Origin of the sequence: Oceanobacillus sp. FSL W7-1293, assembly GCF_037969815.1 — a bacterium.
GTDB lineage: Bacteria > Bacillota > Bacilli > Bacillales > Amphibacillaceae > Oceanobacillus > Oceanobacillus oncorhynchi.
On sequence record NZ_CP150212.1, the window covers coordinates 3656135 to 3671490 of the forward strand.

The following is a 15356-nucleotide window of genomic DNA, read 5'->3' on the forward strand; positions in this document are numbered from 1 at the left end:
AAAAACTTTACAATACGTATTGCATTGTATTGCAATGTATGATAATATATAATTAATAAATCAAAACGAAAGGATTAATCAAATGAAACAAAAAGGATTAACGATTAGACTTGATGAAGAGTTACTAAATGAGTTCGATAAAGTTATTAAAGAAAATAGTGTAAATAAATCTGCACTGATTCGCAACTGGATAGAAAAATACATTAGAGAAAATCAAAAGGGGGATGAACGATGAGTCTTAAATCAAGCATATATAAGTTTCTCCGCATCTGGAATGATGTGGATAGTGTGAGAAAAGGAACAGTCGGCAAAAGGATTGGCAGACGTGTGACGGGTCGTGCCGCTGGGAAAACGATAAGGAAATTGTTTAAATAATGGAGGATATAAAATGAGTGTTCATGATAATTATTTCAAGGAATGGAAAATAACATTTTGTTACTATGTAGACAATAAAGAAGAGCATTACTATGTCGTTAACGGGCAACAGGAACTTATAATGAAAATAATTGATCCGGCTCAGATAAATCTAGTCAAGTATTGCACATTCGCAAGATATATGGATAACACGCTGATGGATTGGCTTTTTAATAAATCTGGATATAAATATTTTGAAAGTGTAGAGGATTATATTTCCGATTTTAATCAATTCATAAATGAAAATAAACCCCCACGATGAAGTGAGGGCTTATTTTTTAAAATTAAAACGTACCTGCATTTAATCTGCGCTGCATCTCTTCCACCACCATAGATGGGCGGCTTAATGCGCCGTCTACTGGAGTTCCAAGATGTTTTTGTAACGCTCTGATAGTTGCAGGTCCAAGTTTTCCATCTGCCGTAGCGCCAACTTTCTTTTGCAATGCCACAATCACATTACTGCCCCCATTACCAAATTGCACTGTATTACCATACAAGGATTGAGTAACAGAGTTTCTAGGCTGTTTGCTGATAATCCCATCCCGTGGTGTGCCTAGCGCTTTTTGTAACGCAAGAGTAGTTGAATTACCCCATTTACCATCTACAGCTAGACCACTGCTTGGCTTGGAAGGCTTGCTAGATGTTGAATTAGATGTGCTGCCGCTCAAACGACTCCGAACCGTATTCATATTGATGCCAGGACAAGATGTACTTGCTCCAGAAAATTCCCGATGACCTAATACGTCAGACGCTTTTAATCCAAACCGGTTTAAATTGTATTTCGCTCGTTCCTCAAACGCTTTTTCTTGCGCTGCAGTAAACGAGCCATTGCCTACTACACAAATATGATACGTATTTTGATTATGACCATACACGCCGTTTGTTACAACATTGCTGTCGTAGCAGAGTTGTACGGTGCCGTCACGTAAAATAATTTCATGATATCCACCTGTTTTCCAGCCTAATGAACGCCAATGGTTCTGAAACGAATTAACGTTTCCAGAAGTTGTCGCAGAATGATGGCGAGCAATTTTAGTTATCCTAGAACGCTTATCTCCGCCGCCCATTACTTTCCCTCGCAAATCAGTTACTTTTGCCATATATAAAACCTCCTTATAAATTAAAAAGAGCAGCCGTAGCTACTCTTTGCTCTTACTTGTGAATTCATCTTTAATTTCTTTACCAATTGATTTATTTTTTGATTTATCTCCATCAATGGATCGTAACTTTTCAGCCAGTTCTTGTGGTACGAGTACACCAACATCTGCAAGGTTTTCAATAATGCTTAATCCTTCATTTGCGATATAAAAAAGCACTGCTGCATAAGTCACCGCTCCGTTTAAACCAAGTATCTGGTCAATCACATTGGCAAGTATAATTACTACAAGCACCAATACTTTACGCGCAAAACCGAACAGACTTTTTCTGCTCCATAAATTTTTATTCTTCCACGCTTTCACAAGCCCCGTGATAATATCTAATGCCATCAATAACAAAAGGAGATGCAAGAATTTCACATCCCCAAATAAATAAAACCGAACTACCTCTAAGTGCTCCAAATTAACACCGCCCATCTTCTCATCTCCTTATCCATATTTAATTATCCCCCTTCTAATCCATTATTTAAAAAGACTTCTCTTTATGAAATACCATAAAAAATAACGCTTATTTAGCGCTTGCTTTCTCAATACCATTCTCAAAAAAATAAATTCCATTGCCGGTGAACCTTATACCTTTTTTATCAGCAATCAGTCCATTATGATAACCAGCTGAATATCCTTTTTCATTCCCTTTAGAGTAACCATCTTCATAACCTGCTGAATATCCTTCATTTTTAGCATCGTTAAGCAATTGGTTTAGTTTTTTCTTGGAAATAAACATTACTTCGCCCCTTTGTTATTTGTGGTTGACTTAGCTTTTTCTCCAACTTCTTTACGGAGTTCTTCCATCTTCGCTTCAAGTTCAACAATTTTTTCCTGTTGCTCTATAATCACTGCTTCTCTTTCTGCCACTTTAAAATTCATTTCAGAAAGTTGTTGTTGCAATGAACCACTTATATAATCTTTATTAGGCTGTTTCTGTTCCACGTTCTAACATCTCCAATCTTTCGTTAAATTCTTCCCATTTATGCTTTACAGCTTGTACAAGTAAGAAAAAGTTACTATTAAAATCTAATTCATCTGGTGATGCTTTAAATAAATTTTCTAGAACTGGGTCCAGTTGTTCTATAATTGGACTTACTCGGCGGTTATATTTATTTGTGATGTCATCTTCTTTGTAGTAAAAAGATTTGAGATGCATCATGTCGAAATAATCAAACGCCTTTCTTGGGTCGATATCTTCAATGGCTGTCTTTGATGCATGCGTGGACGATTGAGCCATACCACCGTGATAAGTCCATGCATGCACATTACCCCATTTATTATTTTCGGAACCCAAATCATACCCAACTGTTCCAGTGTTAATCGGAGAAAAGTAAGGTCTTTCGACGTTTATATTAAATAAAAACCCTTTTATGAATCCAATAGCTTTATCTCTCACGTGGAATCTGTTTCCGACAGCAGAGTTACCAATATCATCAACTCCTTCTCTGTCGTTTGCGTTAGCAATGAAACCGCTAAAATCTGATAAATCGTTAGCATGCGGCTTCCCGCCTTTACTAACACCTAAAGATGCAAAAGGATAAGTGTTGTTTATTGATGTCCCGACACCGAAACCGGAAGCCCAATCATTACGTTGATAGTACAATCTATTTGCTCCATCTAGGAATTGGATATCGGCGCCACCACCTAACTGAAATTCAGTGTTTTCCATTGTGAGCAAACCTGAACCCAAGTCCCAGAAAGTATTATCATTATTTAAACTTTGAACATATCCACCAAAAATATCGACACCCTCAATCACAATACCTCTAAGCGTTCCGGCGGTTATAGCATCCGCCACAATACCTTCATAAGTCATAGCACTGCGATACGTTTTACCACCGTCACGACTAAATCCGATGCCGTCTGTATTAAACCGCATATATCCATTTGGATTGCTTTTATTGATACCAATAATTTCACCAGCGCCATATTTAAAATGACTGTCTAGGTTTCCGTTTATAATATTGGATGCACGCTGTATTGCTTCTGGGAGCCAATTGTATTCTAATTTCTTTCTGCCGGATGCAATATCACGAAAATCTTTTAATGTGCTGTATTGCTGTGTTTTATATCGTGCAGCAATGCCTTCGTTTCCGACGGTGTATTGAGATGAAATAATTGTTCCTTCCCAATCAAAGGTTTCATCAATCTCAACGACTCTGACCTGTTGATTCTGTTTTAAATCGGTAACATATAACCAAATACGGTCACCTTCTTCAAATTGCATTTCTGAGTATCCGTTATTAGATAAATCGACTGCATTAATGGTTGTAGATATTTGAAAGCTGTTCTCTATCTGCTTCCTTACAGCGCTTTTCAAATTATCCCCAAGCTTGTAAGAACCGTCTCTAATTGCAGGACCTTCAATCCAACCGTGCTTTTCGACTAACGCAGGGATGTGTTCTTCCACCTCTAATTTATAGTCACTGTCTTCCTCATTTTCGTCTTTGTCACCGAACCCTTTTGCCCATGTGTGAAATCCATTTCCGTCCACCTCGATGGATACATCCTGGATGTTTAAATCTTCATGCAAAATAACATCTTTATCAGAGCCAATTAAACCGTGTATATAGGCTAATTTTCCTCTAATGACATATTCACCTTCAAACCGATCAACCCCATATAGGAAGCGCTCTGTCTTGCTTTGGTTTGCTTGATAACTAAGTGTGTTGGCAGTTAGATTGTCAACCAATACATAGTTATAACCTGTTCCATCAAATAAATCCCTGAAAAAGTTGGCTGGTGTAGATGATTTGTTTTCCACTTCATCCTGTAAATAATGTCCGTTTAAATCCACAAAGAAAGATAAAACAGCATCTGCACCAACTGAGAATTTGTCACCATCCAAAGCATAAGATGGACTGGTGATTGTGTACCATTCCCCTTTAAAAAGTATCTGCCATCCAAATTCAATGTCGTGCATAAAGTCTTGGTTTATCTCGTCATACAAAAAGGACAGCGATAATTCACGCTGTCCATTTACTCGTTTTTTTCTATTTACTTCAGCCATTGCCGGGTATTCTTTTCCTGTTAAATCCCGTAAGAATAATGATGGTTGTCCGTTGATTTTGATCACCTCATTTCCAAAAGAAAAAGACACCTCCAAAGAGATGCCTTTATTAATTGTTCGAAAATTCACTGTGTTGCATTTTGTTCCGACTTTGATCAAACATAGTTTCCAGGAGCGTTATATTTACTATTTTTAATTGGTTGAATTTTGATATTTTGTTCATCCCGTGCTGTTTTTCTATGAGATTTAATCGAAACAAACCCAATAGTACTAAACATCGCAAACATTAATGCTTTATGCGTCATAATTTCAGCCGTTGATAATAAAACAAAGGATAATATCAAAAATAAAGGTGTATATTTATATTTGCTCTGATCCCTTCTAGCAAATATCAAAGCATATCGAGCTGAAACTAATAAAAACAAAATAAACAATATTAATGTAATCCATCCATATTGACCAAGGAAACTTATGAAGGTGTTGTGCGCTTGGATTCCTACCTGCTGATCGAAATATTCTCTACCATTACCAAACATAGTTGCGTCGTTTATGGTTTTTTGCCAGGCGATGTCTCTTGTACTTAACATATTATCTGATGCTGCTCTAGCTTCAAACTTGTACAAAATATTATTATACAAGTAAGTTTTTAATGGGGGGAAATTGTAAACTAAAAACAAAATAAAGGGCATAAGTAATGTTGCGAATATAGATTTAAACGTCGATTTATATCTTTTGGAAGTTAATCCTTTGAAAAGAATAACGACTACCGCTAAAGCCGTAGCAACCGCTATCGTAACAGAACTTGTCCTACTTTCCGACCCGACTGTTACCAAGAAAAGAAACATGCATAGCATCGTAATAAATAAGTTTTTTGCGGTTAAAAATTTTCCGTTTTGGATAAGCTCCTGTTCTAAGTTTGCCAGCAAATAAGTTAAAATAATTACGTAAACCGTCGCTGCGGTTAATCCCATAGAATTAGGATTATAAAAAATCCCTTGTAAAGGAAAATCGAAGCCGTAAAATACCGTAAAAACTAAGGGTGTTTGGGTTATTAAAACTATCTTAAACATCTTTCCCAATCCGTCTTTTAAATAGATACGATTATGCATAATCGCCAAACCTAAATAACTAAAATAAATAACTAACGCTTGATAAAATAAGCTAATATCGTTATTAATCAGAGCGCTTATTACAATAGATATAAACACCAAAGACATTAGCGTAAACAGTAACAGATTAACTTTTAATTCCTTTTCTTTAAGCAATAGCAAAAAGAAAATCAAAACAACTGTTGATGCAAGGATAACGAATAAAGCTACGTCGTTAAATAAATCGGTCATGTAAAGCCCACTTGCTAAAAATAATACAAATAAAAATAAAGAAAATATATTTTTCAAGTTACTTCCTCCTTATCACCTCTCTTCATTATAGTTTTACATTATAATTTATTCAATAGACTGTTTAAAAAACTCTCCATTGCTCATTTTCGCCTTCTCTAGTACAAATAAGGGTAACTCCAACTTTACTAATATCCAATGTGTAATCTTGTAAATTAGGCGTTATCAACTTGTCGCTATACTTAAATATAATTGTCGCGCTAGATTGTAATACAAAGTCTATTCGTTGACCAATCCTTCCATTTTTTAAGGAATTGACAGTTAGAGAGTTTGATGAAAACAACACGTCGATTCCCCTAACATCATAGTCATTTAGGTTAGACCTAACAAATATTTCTTTGTTTTTGTGTCGCACATCCGCTCTCCAAGAATCTCCGTCATCTGTAATGCAAATTAAATCAGTAACAATATCTTCTTTAATGCTCATATAATAATCTTTTTGATAGGGTAAATAGAAATTACTGCCGTGCTTTAATTCAATTTCTACATTCGAGCCATTAACTATGAGACTAACTTTTTTTCCGCGGTATGCGCCTTTCAAAGAATTTATAGTAACTTTTCCGTTTCCGATTACAAAAATATCGTCAATATTACTTACATCATAATTTGTTAATGCTGCAGGAGCTGTAATGTATACAAATTTTGAACTTGGAGTTGTCTCAAATCTGTCTATTGTTTTTATGCCGTTTAATGCTGTTGGTTCAATGCCATAAGAAAGTGACAAAGCACGCCTGTTGTCGTTAGCAATGGACGAATAAAATAAATAGTAATTATTACCTTCTTTCAAAAGACTGCTCCGGTAAATAGATTTGCTATCGAAAGCATTGGGGTTACTGCTCCTTTTCAGCATTAGTTTTGGTTTCGTAAGCGTGCCATCTGGTCTTTGAAGTACATAATACAAATCCGCTGAACTTCCGTTTCCTCCGGGCGGGTACGCACAAACCGCCATTTCTATACCTTTATCTGTTCTAATGACATCAATGTGCCATGCGCTTAAATTACCCCAATCTATATTTACGTCTTCTCTCGTAAACAACCACTCGGAAGCTGATGAGTTCAATTCGGCGTATTTCACTCCTTCTGCGTAGCCAGCACAATACCATACCTTATATTTTCCATCTTCAAAAATCGCGGCTGGACTTAACATGTCTTCTGCGTGACTGTCGGCAGTGTAGATAGTCTCCAACTCTGTCCAATCAACACCATTTAAAGATGTACTTCTTACGATATAATACTTTTTATTTAAATCGTCAACCGGTCTCCACCATACTTCTAACCTATCTAAATCAGCCCGATAAAGTAAATGTGTATCCGAATTATATCCATTATTTGGCGCATAAGCTAACGGATTTGTCATCCCTTCTGGTGTCCCCCATTTTCTCATATCATTAGATACTGAAATACACGGATTTTCATGTTGTGTTGCACCTGATGGGTATGGAGTATAAGCCATCCAATATTTGTAACCATTCCAACCATTTTTAAAGTGCAATACTTTTGGATGGATGTTCTCATAATTACCAAGGTAATTTTTCATGGGTAGAACAACCTGCGCGTTGGCATTTTCGATCGATTCTAAACTCGTCTCAGTTTGTGCCAACTGTGAATCAACTGAATTAAATCTTTCTCCCAAAGTAGCTTCTCCACCTCGAGCTTGAGCAATCTCTGGAGCGAGGTCACCATTCTGTGTTTGCTCACGAATAATAGCCAGCATTTCTTCTCTTGTAGTTTCTGCTGTATCTTTAGCTATCGTTGAATCTGCTACAGCCCTCGTTGCTTTTTTGCGTGCGTCCGCAGCATTTAGTCCAGCCTCTATATATTCTTTATACAGCTCTATAAAATTGGAATTCGTATTGTTCAATGTCTGATCATTAATAGGACCCTTTATTTCTTTTCTAGCCATCGGCTCACATCCTTTCCTTAGTCATACTTAAATCTAAAATCAAACGTGATTTTATAATTAGATAAACCATCCATTATAAAGTTATTGTTTCCTTCTTTTATAACCGGATAATAACGATTCGTTCGCTCCATAATCGTCGTTCCATTAACCCTTACATCATGACCATTAAATATAATGACATTGCCATTACTTAAAGCCCAATCGCTATTCCTTGTTGGATTGTATTCCCATCTGCCACCAGCTGCATCATACAGTGTGAAATTAGTGACATTCTGTTTTATCTCAATTATGATTTCACAATTTCCTTTTTCTTGGACTGTTTTTAATAATCTGCCGGCATTATAAATATTGAACTCAGTAACGTTTTCGTACTGATAAATCAAATTATCAGGAGAAACCTCTAAATTCATTCCATAACTCCAATTGCCGTTTGCAGGAACGCCTTTGCTGTTATGCAAATCTATTGTTTTAAATCGACTAATCCAGTATGGATGACCGTCTATTTTTAACGGAATATCTAAAAATGCGTAAGTCCGCATATTATCTGGTCTTTCAGGCGTATATTTATCTACCACTCTTACTTTCATTAGTTTGTTTCCTTGTTGAGATTCCGTTACATAAAAAGCACCTAAAGACTTAAAAAACGCAAAGACCCGGTCACGTTTCAACCTGTAGTCTGTTGCGTTCATTGCTTTGATTCTTGCGCTTATACTCATGTCTCTATCGTTGTCCCGAACGCCTGTAATAATGGTGCCAGGGCGTCCGGGAATGTTATGCTCTGTGATTTCTTGACCGACAGAAGACACTGTTAAATCCAAACCTCTTAATCCATAGCCTATATCATCCACAGGGAGAGGTACTGGATTAAAGTTTAAATCATATATTTTAAAGTAATCTTGCATTAATACGCACCTCCTGGCCTTCCTGTGAAAATACCATGTTTAGCTGATTCCCTTGAATCTCTTTTGTCATAAGAACGTTTAATGTCACCTTCTGTTAGAACTGGCTTAGCTTCAATGTTTTGACTTGATAAGACAAGCTGAGTTAATAATTCCACTTGTTGCCTGAGCAGTGAAATTTCTTCCGCTCTATCACTATCTTTACGGTTGTTATCAATACCACTAACATTAGGCAACTGATGTGGACGTTTATTACCCGAAATCTCTTTACCCGCCAAAGCCAATAGTTTCATAGCTTCGGTACGTCTATTCGGAGCTGTAGGAATGACATATTCCGGATGACCTTCTTCCGACAGTCTGTAAAGACCGTCAGCACCAATCCTGCCGCCTGTACCGTACCAATTGTTCTTTCGATGCCAGCTTAACGCTTTTCCAATGCTTCCATATCGACCTTTGATATATTTTATACCGTGGAAGATGTTATTAACCGGGTCAAACGGGTCACCGCTGTAGTTAAAGTCCTTCAGCTGCATAAGCCCTTTTGCTGTGCCTGTGCTTGTGTTTGCACCTACCGCTCTAGGCCTTCCGCTCGATTCTTTGCCGATAATCCAGCTTAAACCGTCTCTCCAACTTGAGCCGCTAACACCTGCTCTAGCCATCCCTGCACCAATCCATTTGCTCAAGTTTCCACTAGATCCACCACTAACTATGCTGTTCGGATTAATAGCAGTTCCATTTTTTCGTATTTCGAAATGAACATGCGGACCAGTACTATTACCAGTTGAACCAACCTCGGCGATTATCTGTCCTTTTTTAACTGTATTGCCTTGTTTAACAAGATTTTTAGAGTTATGACCATATAGATATTCAAAAGGACCACTTCTGGTTTTAACCAGATTACCGTAACCGCCTGACCAGCCAGAAAAAGATACTGTCCCTGGCGCCTGCGCCGGTATGGGTGTACCTGTTGGTGCTGCAAAGTCAATCCCTTTGTGATTTGTACTTCCTATGCCACCTGGAGAACTACGTGGACCAAAACCAGATGATTGTCTGAAAGGCGACGGGAAACTGAACCCAGAAAAACCACCATCGCTACTAAACAATTCATCAATTTTCTTCTTTAGAAAATCAATCCCGCCGTCTTTGATTTTATTGAATCCTTTTACCGGCAACTCTTTAAATGCTCCAACCATTTTTTCTGGAAAGACACCAAGAGCATCCAATGCTTTGTTTAGTAATTTTGATGGGTCATCAACATATGACCATACATCCAGTGCAGTATCTTTTACAGCATTAGCACCTTGTTTTGTCTTGTCCCACGTCCAAGATGCGCCTGCTTGTATACCATTCCAAGCGCTCTTAAAACCGTTGCCGATAGTACCAAACATGTAACGCGGCGCCTTGAGATATTCTTTTGTATCAAGCGCAGAAAGTACGTGCGTGCCTTTTGGCATATTAGGCATCAATGTCGGTGTAGCTGGCGAAAGAAACTCTTTGCCGTTAGGCAGCCGCACTAACTCTCGTCCGGCATTACTTCCAACACCGTCACCAATCCATGCTGGTCCATCTTTCGGATGTCCATCTGTTCCATGAGCATATTCTGCAATGCCTGCCGGCACACCTTTCATTGACATTTTTGAGCCGCTGCTTGCTGCGCCGACAGTTGGGACTTTCCATTCGGATATCTTGCTACTGATGCCTAATTTATCAAGAACCCAGTTGATTCCAGCAATTACACCATTTACGCCTTTTCCTAAAGTACCAAGCATTGTGTTACCTACAGACGCCAGAGCGTCACCGATTTTACTTGCAGTAGTCCGTAATCCGGACGCCATTTTTCCTGGCATATCTGTTACGGCTTTTACCATCCGACCAATCCAGTCAGCGACATTATCACGCATGTTTGAAAAAATTCCTGATACATTATCTTTTAAAGTCGTGAATCTATCTTTAACATTTTTTACAACATTTTTTACTGGATTCCAGATTTTATCTTTGACTGCGTTCCATAAACGCTGCGCTGTGTCGCGAATTGTGGTGAAAATATTTGAAGTTGAATCTCGCATAGAAACAAAGCGATTTCGAACAAAATCAACTATATTTCGGATAATCGTTTGGAAAAACGTATAAATATTATTCCATAATAAAGAGATCAATTCTCTTATTCTAGTAGTGATAGAATTAATAGTTTCACGCATCGCAGTGAATCTATTTCGGATAAACGTGACAATTGTCGATATAATTCTGCTAAAAAACGACCAGATTGCATTCCAAATTGTTGTGACCACATTTCGGATTGTTTGAGTGATTGACCCTATCGTATTACTCATTCCGGTGAACATATTCCGGACAAACGTGACTATCCAAGTTATAACATTTGAAAAGAGCGTTCTTATTCCACCCCACATAGTAGTGAATAATCCAGCAAAGCCCTTAACGAATAGAACACCGCCTTTAATAATTCGACCGAAGAAAGATACCTGGACAAAATTCCAGATGAATTGTACCGCTCCACCTAAAATTTGTTTAACAGAATCCCACAACGCCGACCAATTTCCAGTGAAAAGTGCGCCGAAAAATTGTATTAATCCAGTTATCACCTTGAGGGCGCCGTCTATCGTACCTTTAATGGCATTCCATGTTTCGATGACAATAAATTTTATGACCGGCCATACATAGGTCATAATATTAGAAATAACATTCATCGCACCTTTTATGATCGTTACGATATACGGAAAAACAAATTGAACAGCTGATGATATAGCATTTATGACACCCGTTGCTATATCCCTGATGTGTGGCCAAACTACAGCCCAACCAGCCGCTATATTATCTAGCGCCCATTTAATTGCAGTATAAATGCCGGTAGCAAATCCTTTAATGCCTGTCCAAATTATATTAGCTGCTCCAAGGACAAACGATTGTATAAAACTCCACACGTTTTGTGCAGCTTGAGAAATCATTTCGCCGTGCTGATTCCAGAAATCAGTAAGACTGGACCATATAGATTTCACATAGCTAACAACCGCAGAAATGGCTAAGGAGACATTGTCTCTCACAGCATTAAAAACAGACTGTGCTTTAGCTAAAATTCTATCTCCATTTTCATTCCACCAGTTTATTAAACCGCCCCATAAGTTTTTCACAAAATCAACGGCGGTTTGAATTCCTGCGGAAACTGCAGTTTTTATGCTGCCAAAGATGCTTGTTGCCTTTTCGACCATGCTTTCGCCAGTAGAACTAAACCATGACGTTAGACTAGACCAGGCGTTTTTAACAAAATCGACCGTTGCACCAAATGCCTTTTGGACATTGTCTCGAAAAATAACAAGCTTCAATGCAATACCATCTAAAACAGCTATCATTTTATCGGATACACCGATGCTGCTTAAAAGGTCTCTGCCTCCTTGCCCGTCATCTTTAAATAATCCTTTAATGCCATCGATGAAGTTAGTAACAAAACCTCTTAAGTGAGATAATTTGAGTGCAATAAAGTCCACTGTCTCAATGAATTTATCTGAGAAACCAAGACTGGCTAATATATCTCTTCCGGCTTGTCCATCATCATGGAAAAGACCTTTAATGCCTGATATAAAGTCTTTGATATAGCCAAATACCGATTTAACGGTATCTATAATTTTATTTACGCCTTCTCGGAAAGTATCGGATTTTTTATATGCTATAACAAATGCTGAGCCTAGCGTTGTTATCCCTGTAATAATCCATCCGATAGGTCCAGTTAGTACACCTAAAATTCTAGATAATACCCCGACTTTCGTTCCAACTGACCCAAAACCTTTTGTTAGTTTACCTAACCATTTCCTTAGACCACCGGCAGGTCCCACTATTTTCCCTATTGCTTTCTTTAGCACTCCAAAACCTATTGCTACTTTAGATACAAACCCGCCTATTGTCCCTAAAACAACTAGTAACGGCCCTAAACTTACCGCTCCTACCGATCCAACCAAGGCGAGTTTTTTAACGATATCTTGGAGAAAAGGAGATAAACCATCATAAGTTGCTTTCAACGCTTTCCCTTTTTCAATAACATTTGCAAAAAATTCTCCAAACTTAACTCCTGCATTTTCTGCAAAATCTCCCATAGTATCTAGGTTGTTTGTAAAATCAACAATTAAAGGTTTAAGTTGAGAAAAGAATCCTCCGCCTTTGCCGCCGGCATCTAAAAAGGATGCACCAAGACGTCCGACTGCAGCCCACATGTTAGCTATGCCGGCTGTAAATGATTCTTGTCCCATCGTTTGTGCTGCTCCACCAATATTATTTTCAATGGCGCTCATCAGCATTTCAGATGATATTTTACCTTCTGCTGCTAAGTTTGTTACTTCTTCGGCTGCAACACCTGCTTCTTCGGCTAACCATTGATACACAGGTAATCCTCTATCAGACAATTGCTGTAACTCACCATTATAGGCTTTATTTGAGGTTTTAACCCTGTTCAAGATAGAACCCATTTCGCCCATCGATGAACCGGCTATGGCAGCTGCATCACCTGTTGTGGACAAATATTTGGTTAATTCTTTTCCGGGTTCAACTCCTGCCGCTACCGCATTAGCTGCAGTTGTTGCTGCTTCTCCCAAGCCAAAGGATGTGCCTTTAACAGAATCAAGCGCTGATTCCATTATCGTTTCAACGCCTTCTGCGTCATGTCCTAAACCTTTTAATTTGGCTTGTGCTGTATCTATTCCAATAAGACGATCAAAACCTTTTACAAGGGTTATGCCTCCTAATGCTGACGTTGCTGCTACTGCAGGGGTAGTAATTTTCTTGGTTAACTGACTACCAACGTCTCTTAAGTTGGTACTAACGCCTCCCAACTTTTTCCCAAAGTCAACTAGCTTGTTTCCAGCCTTAGTCCAATTACTATCAGCAATAGCCTGCTCTTTTTTCAAGTTCGTAAGTTCGTTTTTAGTACGTTGGACGTATCTTTCAAGGTTATTTAGAGATGCAGCTTGGTTATTGTATTCTCTTGCCGCCTTCTCTGCCTGCTTCGAACCCGCACCGTATTCAGAGACCATCTTTTCATATTCATTCTTTGCCTCTTTAACAACAGTTTTTTGTACTTCTAATTTCTTGTTCAATCCAGAAAGCCTTGTTTCATACTTCTCAACTGATTTATCACCACGGTCAAAAGCAGACATATTTTTTTTCATCTCGCTATTGACAGTTTTTACACTATCCTTAACGCCTTTTAGTCCTCTGTCTACCTTTATTGTATTCAGATCTAAGTCTATACTTAATCCTTTTAAAAGCTCCGCCAATATATATAACCTCCCTTCTTAGGGAATTAAAAAGCCCTTATCACTCGGATAAGGACTATAGTGCATTTATTATTGATTCTTGCTGACTTTCAGATAATTTTCTTTTCTTCGTTGAAACTTCAATCAGATAAAAAATAGGAGAGTCCATGATTTCATTCATTTTCCATCCGTTTTCTAATAAATCTTTAACCAACAGGTCGAAATATTCTTTTTGTTTAGTAAAGGAGAAGTCTTCATCAGTTAGTCTTTCTTCTCCTTGGATGACTCCCCCGATTCATTGTTGGTAGTCATCACCGACCGCAATTGGTCCATTAGAGTATCGAATAACAAAGCTGCATGTGTGCCTTTAATTAGTTCATCTCTCGAAAATTTATTGTTATATAATTTTTCAGAAATGAATTCGGCTACACGCTCAAAATCCGAACGTTCTATGTCGTCTCCTTTTTTCTCCATTTCTTTGCCCAAGTCTAAGGCATCTAAAGCTGCGTCTCCGTCAACATGTTGTGGTTGAAAAAACTTTTTCTTTTCTCCGTCGATCATTAATTGTATTTGTTTAGCCATTTTTTATCCTCCTAATGTATAAGAAGAGCAAGAAATTAATCCTGCTCTTTGATTATTTTAAATTTATTTCAGCCCCGCTTGTTGTAGGGTTGACTGCTTCAACCTCGGGGCTAATTACTCCCCCGTGCCACCGTCATCTTCGTTTAAAGATTTTCCTAACAATGCTTGAAAGAACTTATCCTCACTGAAATCTTCATGTTTAGAATCAGCTGTGACTTTTCTTACTTCATCTGCTTGTCTATGCAAAGAAGTTCCTTCTGCTGTTTCTTCCCCGAATTCGATACTTGCTTCTTTCGTAGCGCCTTCCATGCTTGGATCATTAAACATTACCTTAGTTAATCCGATTAATTTATATGACCCGTCTTTTCGTTCGTGTTTAAACCACACGGCAACGTATGGGTTTTGCTTCCCTGCTTTTTCAGAATAAACCCCATCTGCATCCGGTTTTTCGTTGAAAATTTCTTCTCTGACTTCTTCCGGGAAAGAATGCATTCCTAAACTAACTGTGCTTTCACCATCAGACTTGGCCGACTCAATGATAACCCCATCAGCATAAGCGGAAACTAATTCGCCTCCGGATTCAATTCCGATGTTGCGGAGACCTTTTGTTTGTAACGGTTCATCATATTCAAACGCTCCGCTCTCGTCCGTTTTCTGAATTGCAAAACCTAAATCCTTTACGTTAACAAATGCCATAGGCGTTTTTGCTTGTTTTACCAAATTAATCACTCCTAATTTTTAATAATAA

14 protein-coding genes are annotated in these 15356 nt (G+C 38.1%); 3 read left to right on the forward strand and 11 right to left on the reverse strand.

Translation table 11 applies throughout. The annotated features are described in order from the left end of the window. Nucleotides 1–82 precede the first annotated feature (82 nt). The 3 genes from MKY65_RS17875 to MKY65_RS17885 are packed head-to-tail and all read left to right on the forward strand — an operon-like array spanning nt 83 to nt 676. Nucleotides 83–235 (forward strand): ribbon-helix-helix domain-containing protein, encoded by a 153-nt coding sequence (locus MKY65_RS17875; protein WP_339179184.1) that lies wholly within the window; start codon nt 83–85, stop codon nt 233–235. Continuing rightward, a complete protein-coding gene (locus tag MKY65_RS17880; protein WP_339179185.1) occupies nt 232–375 on the forward strand; it encodes a hypothetical protein in 144 nt (47 codons plus the stop codon). The genes MKY65_RS17875 and MKY65_RS17880 overlap by 4 nt, the downstream gene beginning before the upstream one ends. Nucleotides 376–388: 13 nt before the next feature. Then, on the forward strand, nt 389–676 hold the full coding sequence (locus MKY65_RS17885; RefSeq protein WP_339179188.1) for a cysteine peptidase family C39 domain-containing protein: 288 nt from the start codon (nt 389–391) through the stop codon (nt 674–676). A gap of 22 nt (nt 677–698) precedes the next feature. On the opposite strand, the gene MKY65_RS17890 is transcribed toward MKY65_RS17885, so the two are convergent. The 11 genes from MKY65_RS17890 to MKY65_RS17940 all read right to left on the reverse strand — a co-directional run bounded on the left by MKY65_RS17890 (nt 699) and on the right by MKY65_RS17940 (nt 15328). Continuing rightward, nucleotides 699–1496, reverse strand: coding sequence for a peptidoglycan recognition family protein (locus tag MKY65_RS17890; RefSeq protein ID WP_339179189.1), 798 nt, complete (start codon nt 1494–1496; stop codon nt 699–701). Nucleotides 1497–1553: 57 nt separating this feature from the next. Then, complete coding sequence (locus tag MKY65_RS17895) at nt 1554–1988, reverse strand: phage holin family protein (RefSeq protein ID WP_339179192.1); 435 nt, start codon at nt 1986–1988, stop codon at nt 1554–1556. Between the two features lie 91 nt (nt 1989–2079). Continuing rightward, the gene (locus MKY65_RS17900; RefSeq protein WP_339179193.1) at nt 2080–2295 is read right to left on the reverse strand and encodes a hypothetical protein; all 216 of its coding nucleotides are present in this window, start codon (nt 2293–2295) and stop codon (nt 2080–2082) included. Beyond that, nucleotides 2295–2501, reverse strand: a complete 207-nt coding sequence (locus tag MKY65_RS17905) for a hypothetical protein (protein ID WP_339179195.1) — start codon at nt 2499–2501, stop codon at nt 2295–2297. Before MKY65_RS17905 ends, MKY65_RS17900 begins: the two co-directional genes overlap by 1 nt. Beyond that, nucleotides 2482–4728: a phage tail protein gene (locus MKY65_RS17910; RefSeq protein ID WP_339179197.1), complete on the reverse strand. Its 2247-nt coding sequence runs from the start codon at nt 4726–4728 to the stop codon at nt 2482–2484. Before MKY65_RS17910 ends, MKY65_RS17905 begins: the two co-directional genes overlap by 20 nt. Next, a complete protein-coding gene (locus MKY65_RS17915) occupies nt 4725–5966 on the reverse strand; it encodes a hypothetical protein (RefSeq protein WP_339179199.1) in 1242 nt (413 codons plus the stop codon). The genes MKY65_RS17910 and MKY65_RS17915 overlap by 4 nt, the downstream gene beginning before the upstream one ends. A 64-nt stretch (nt 5967–6030) precedes the next feature. After that, complete coding sequence (locus tag MKY65_RS17920) at nt 6031–7869, reverse strand: hypothetical protein (protein WP_339179202.1); 1839 nt, start codon at nt 7867–7869, stop codon at nt 6031–6033. Between the two features lie 17 nt (nt 7870–7886). Continuing rightward, the gene (locus tag MKY65_RS17925; protein ID WP_339179204.1) at nt 7887–8771 is read right to left on the reverse strand and encodes a phage tail domain-containing protein; all 885 of its coding nucleotides are present in this window, start codon (nt 8769–8771) and stop codon (nt 7887–7889) included. Continuing rightward, nucleotides 8771–14047 carry a peptidoglycan DD-metalloendopeptidase family protein gene (locus MKY65_RS17930; RefSeq protein WP_339179206.1) on the reverse strand — a complete coding sequence of 1759 codons (5277 nt, stop codon included), beginning with the start codon at nt 14045–14047 and terminating at the stop codon, nt 8771–8773. The genes MKY65_RS17925 and MKY65_RS17930 overlap by 1 nt, the downstream gene beginning before the upstream one ends. A gap of 240 nt (nt 14048–14287) precedes the next feature. Then, nucleotides 14288–14608, reverse strand: a complete 321-nt coding sequence (locus MKY65_RS17935; RefSeq protein WP_339179208.1) for a hypothetical protein — start codon at nt 14606–14608, stop codon at nt 14288–14290. Between the two features lie 114 nt (nt 14609–14722). After that, nucleotides 14723–15328 (reverse strand): major tail protein, encoded by a 606-nt coding sequence (locus MKY65_RS17940; RefSeq protein ID WP_339179210.1) that lies wholly within the window; start codon nt 15326–15328, stop codon nt 14723–14725. Nucleotides 15329–15356: the final 28 nt, after the last annotated feature.

What these genes read in the sequence shown, in the direction of transcription:
- MKY65_RS17875 (WP_339179184.1), top strand. Translation starts at nt 83, where the DNA reads ATGAAACAAAAAGGATTAACGATTAGACTTGATGAAGAGTTACTAAAT.
- MKY65_RS17880 (WP_339179185.1), top strand. Translation starts at nt 232, where the DNA reads ATGAGTCTTAAATCAAGCATATATAAGTTTCTCCGCATCTGGAATGAT.
- MKY65_RS17885 (WP_339179188.1), top strand. Translation starts at nt 389, where the DNA reads ATGAGTGTTCATGATAATTATTTCAAGGAATGGAAAATAACATTTTGT.
- MKY65_RS17895 (WP_339179192.1), bottom strand. Translation starts at nt 1,988, where the DNA reads ATGGGCGGTGTTAATTTGGAGCACTTAGAGGTAGTTCGGTTTTATTTA.
- MKY65_RS17900 (WP_339179193.1), bottom strand. Translation starts at nt 2,295, where the DNA reads ATGTTTATTTCCAAGAAAAAACTAAACCAATTGCTTAACGATGCTAAA.
- MKY65_RS17920 (WP_339179202.1), bottom strand. Translation starts at nt 7,869, where the DNA reads ATGGCTAGAAAAGAAATAAAGGGTCCTATTAATGATCAGACATTGAAC.
- MKY65_RS17925 (WP_339179204.1), bottom strand. Translation starts at nt 8,771, where the DNA reads ATGCAAGATTACTTTAAAATATATGATTTAAACTTTAATCCAGTACCT.
- MKY65_RS17935 (WP_339179208.1), bottom strand. Translation starts at nt 14,608, where the DNA reads ATGGCTAAACAAATACAATTAATGATCGACGGAGAAAAGAAAAAGTTT.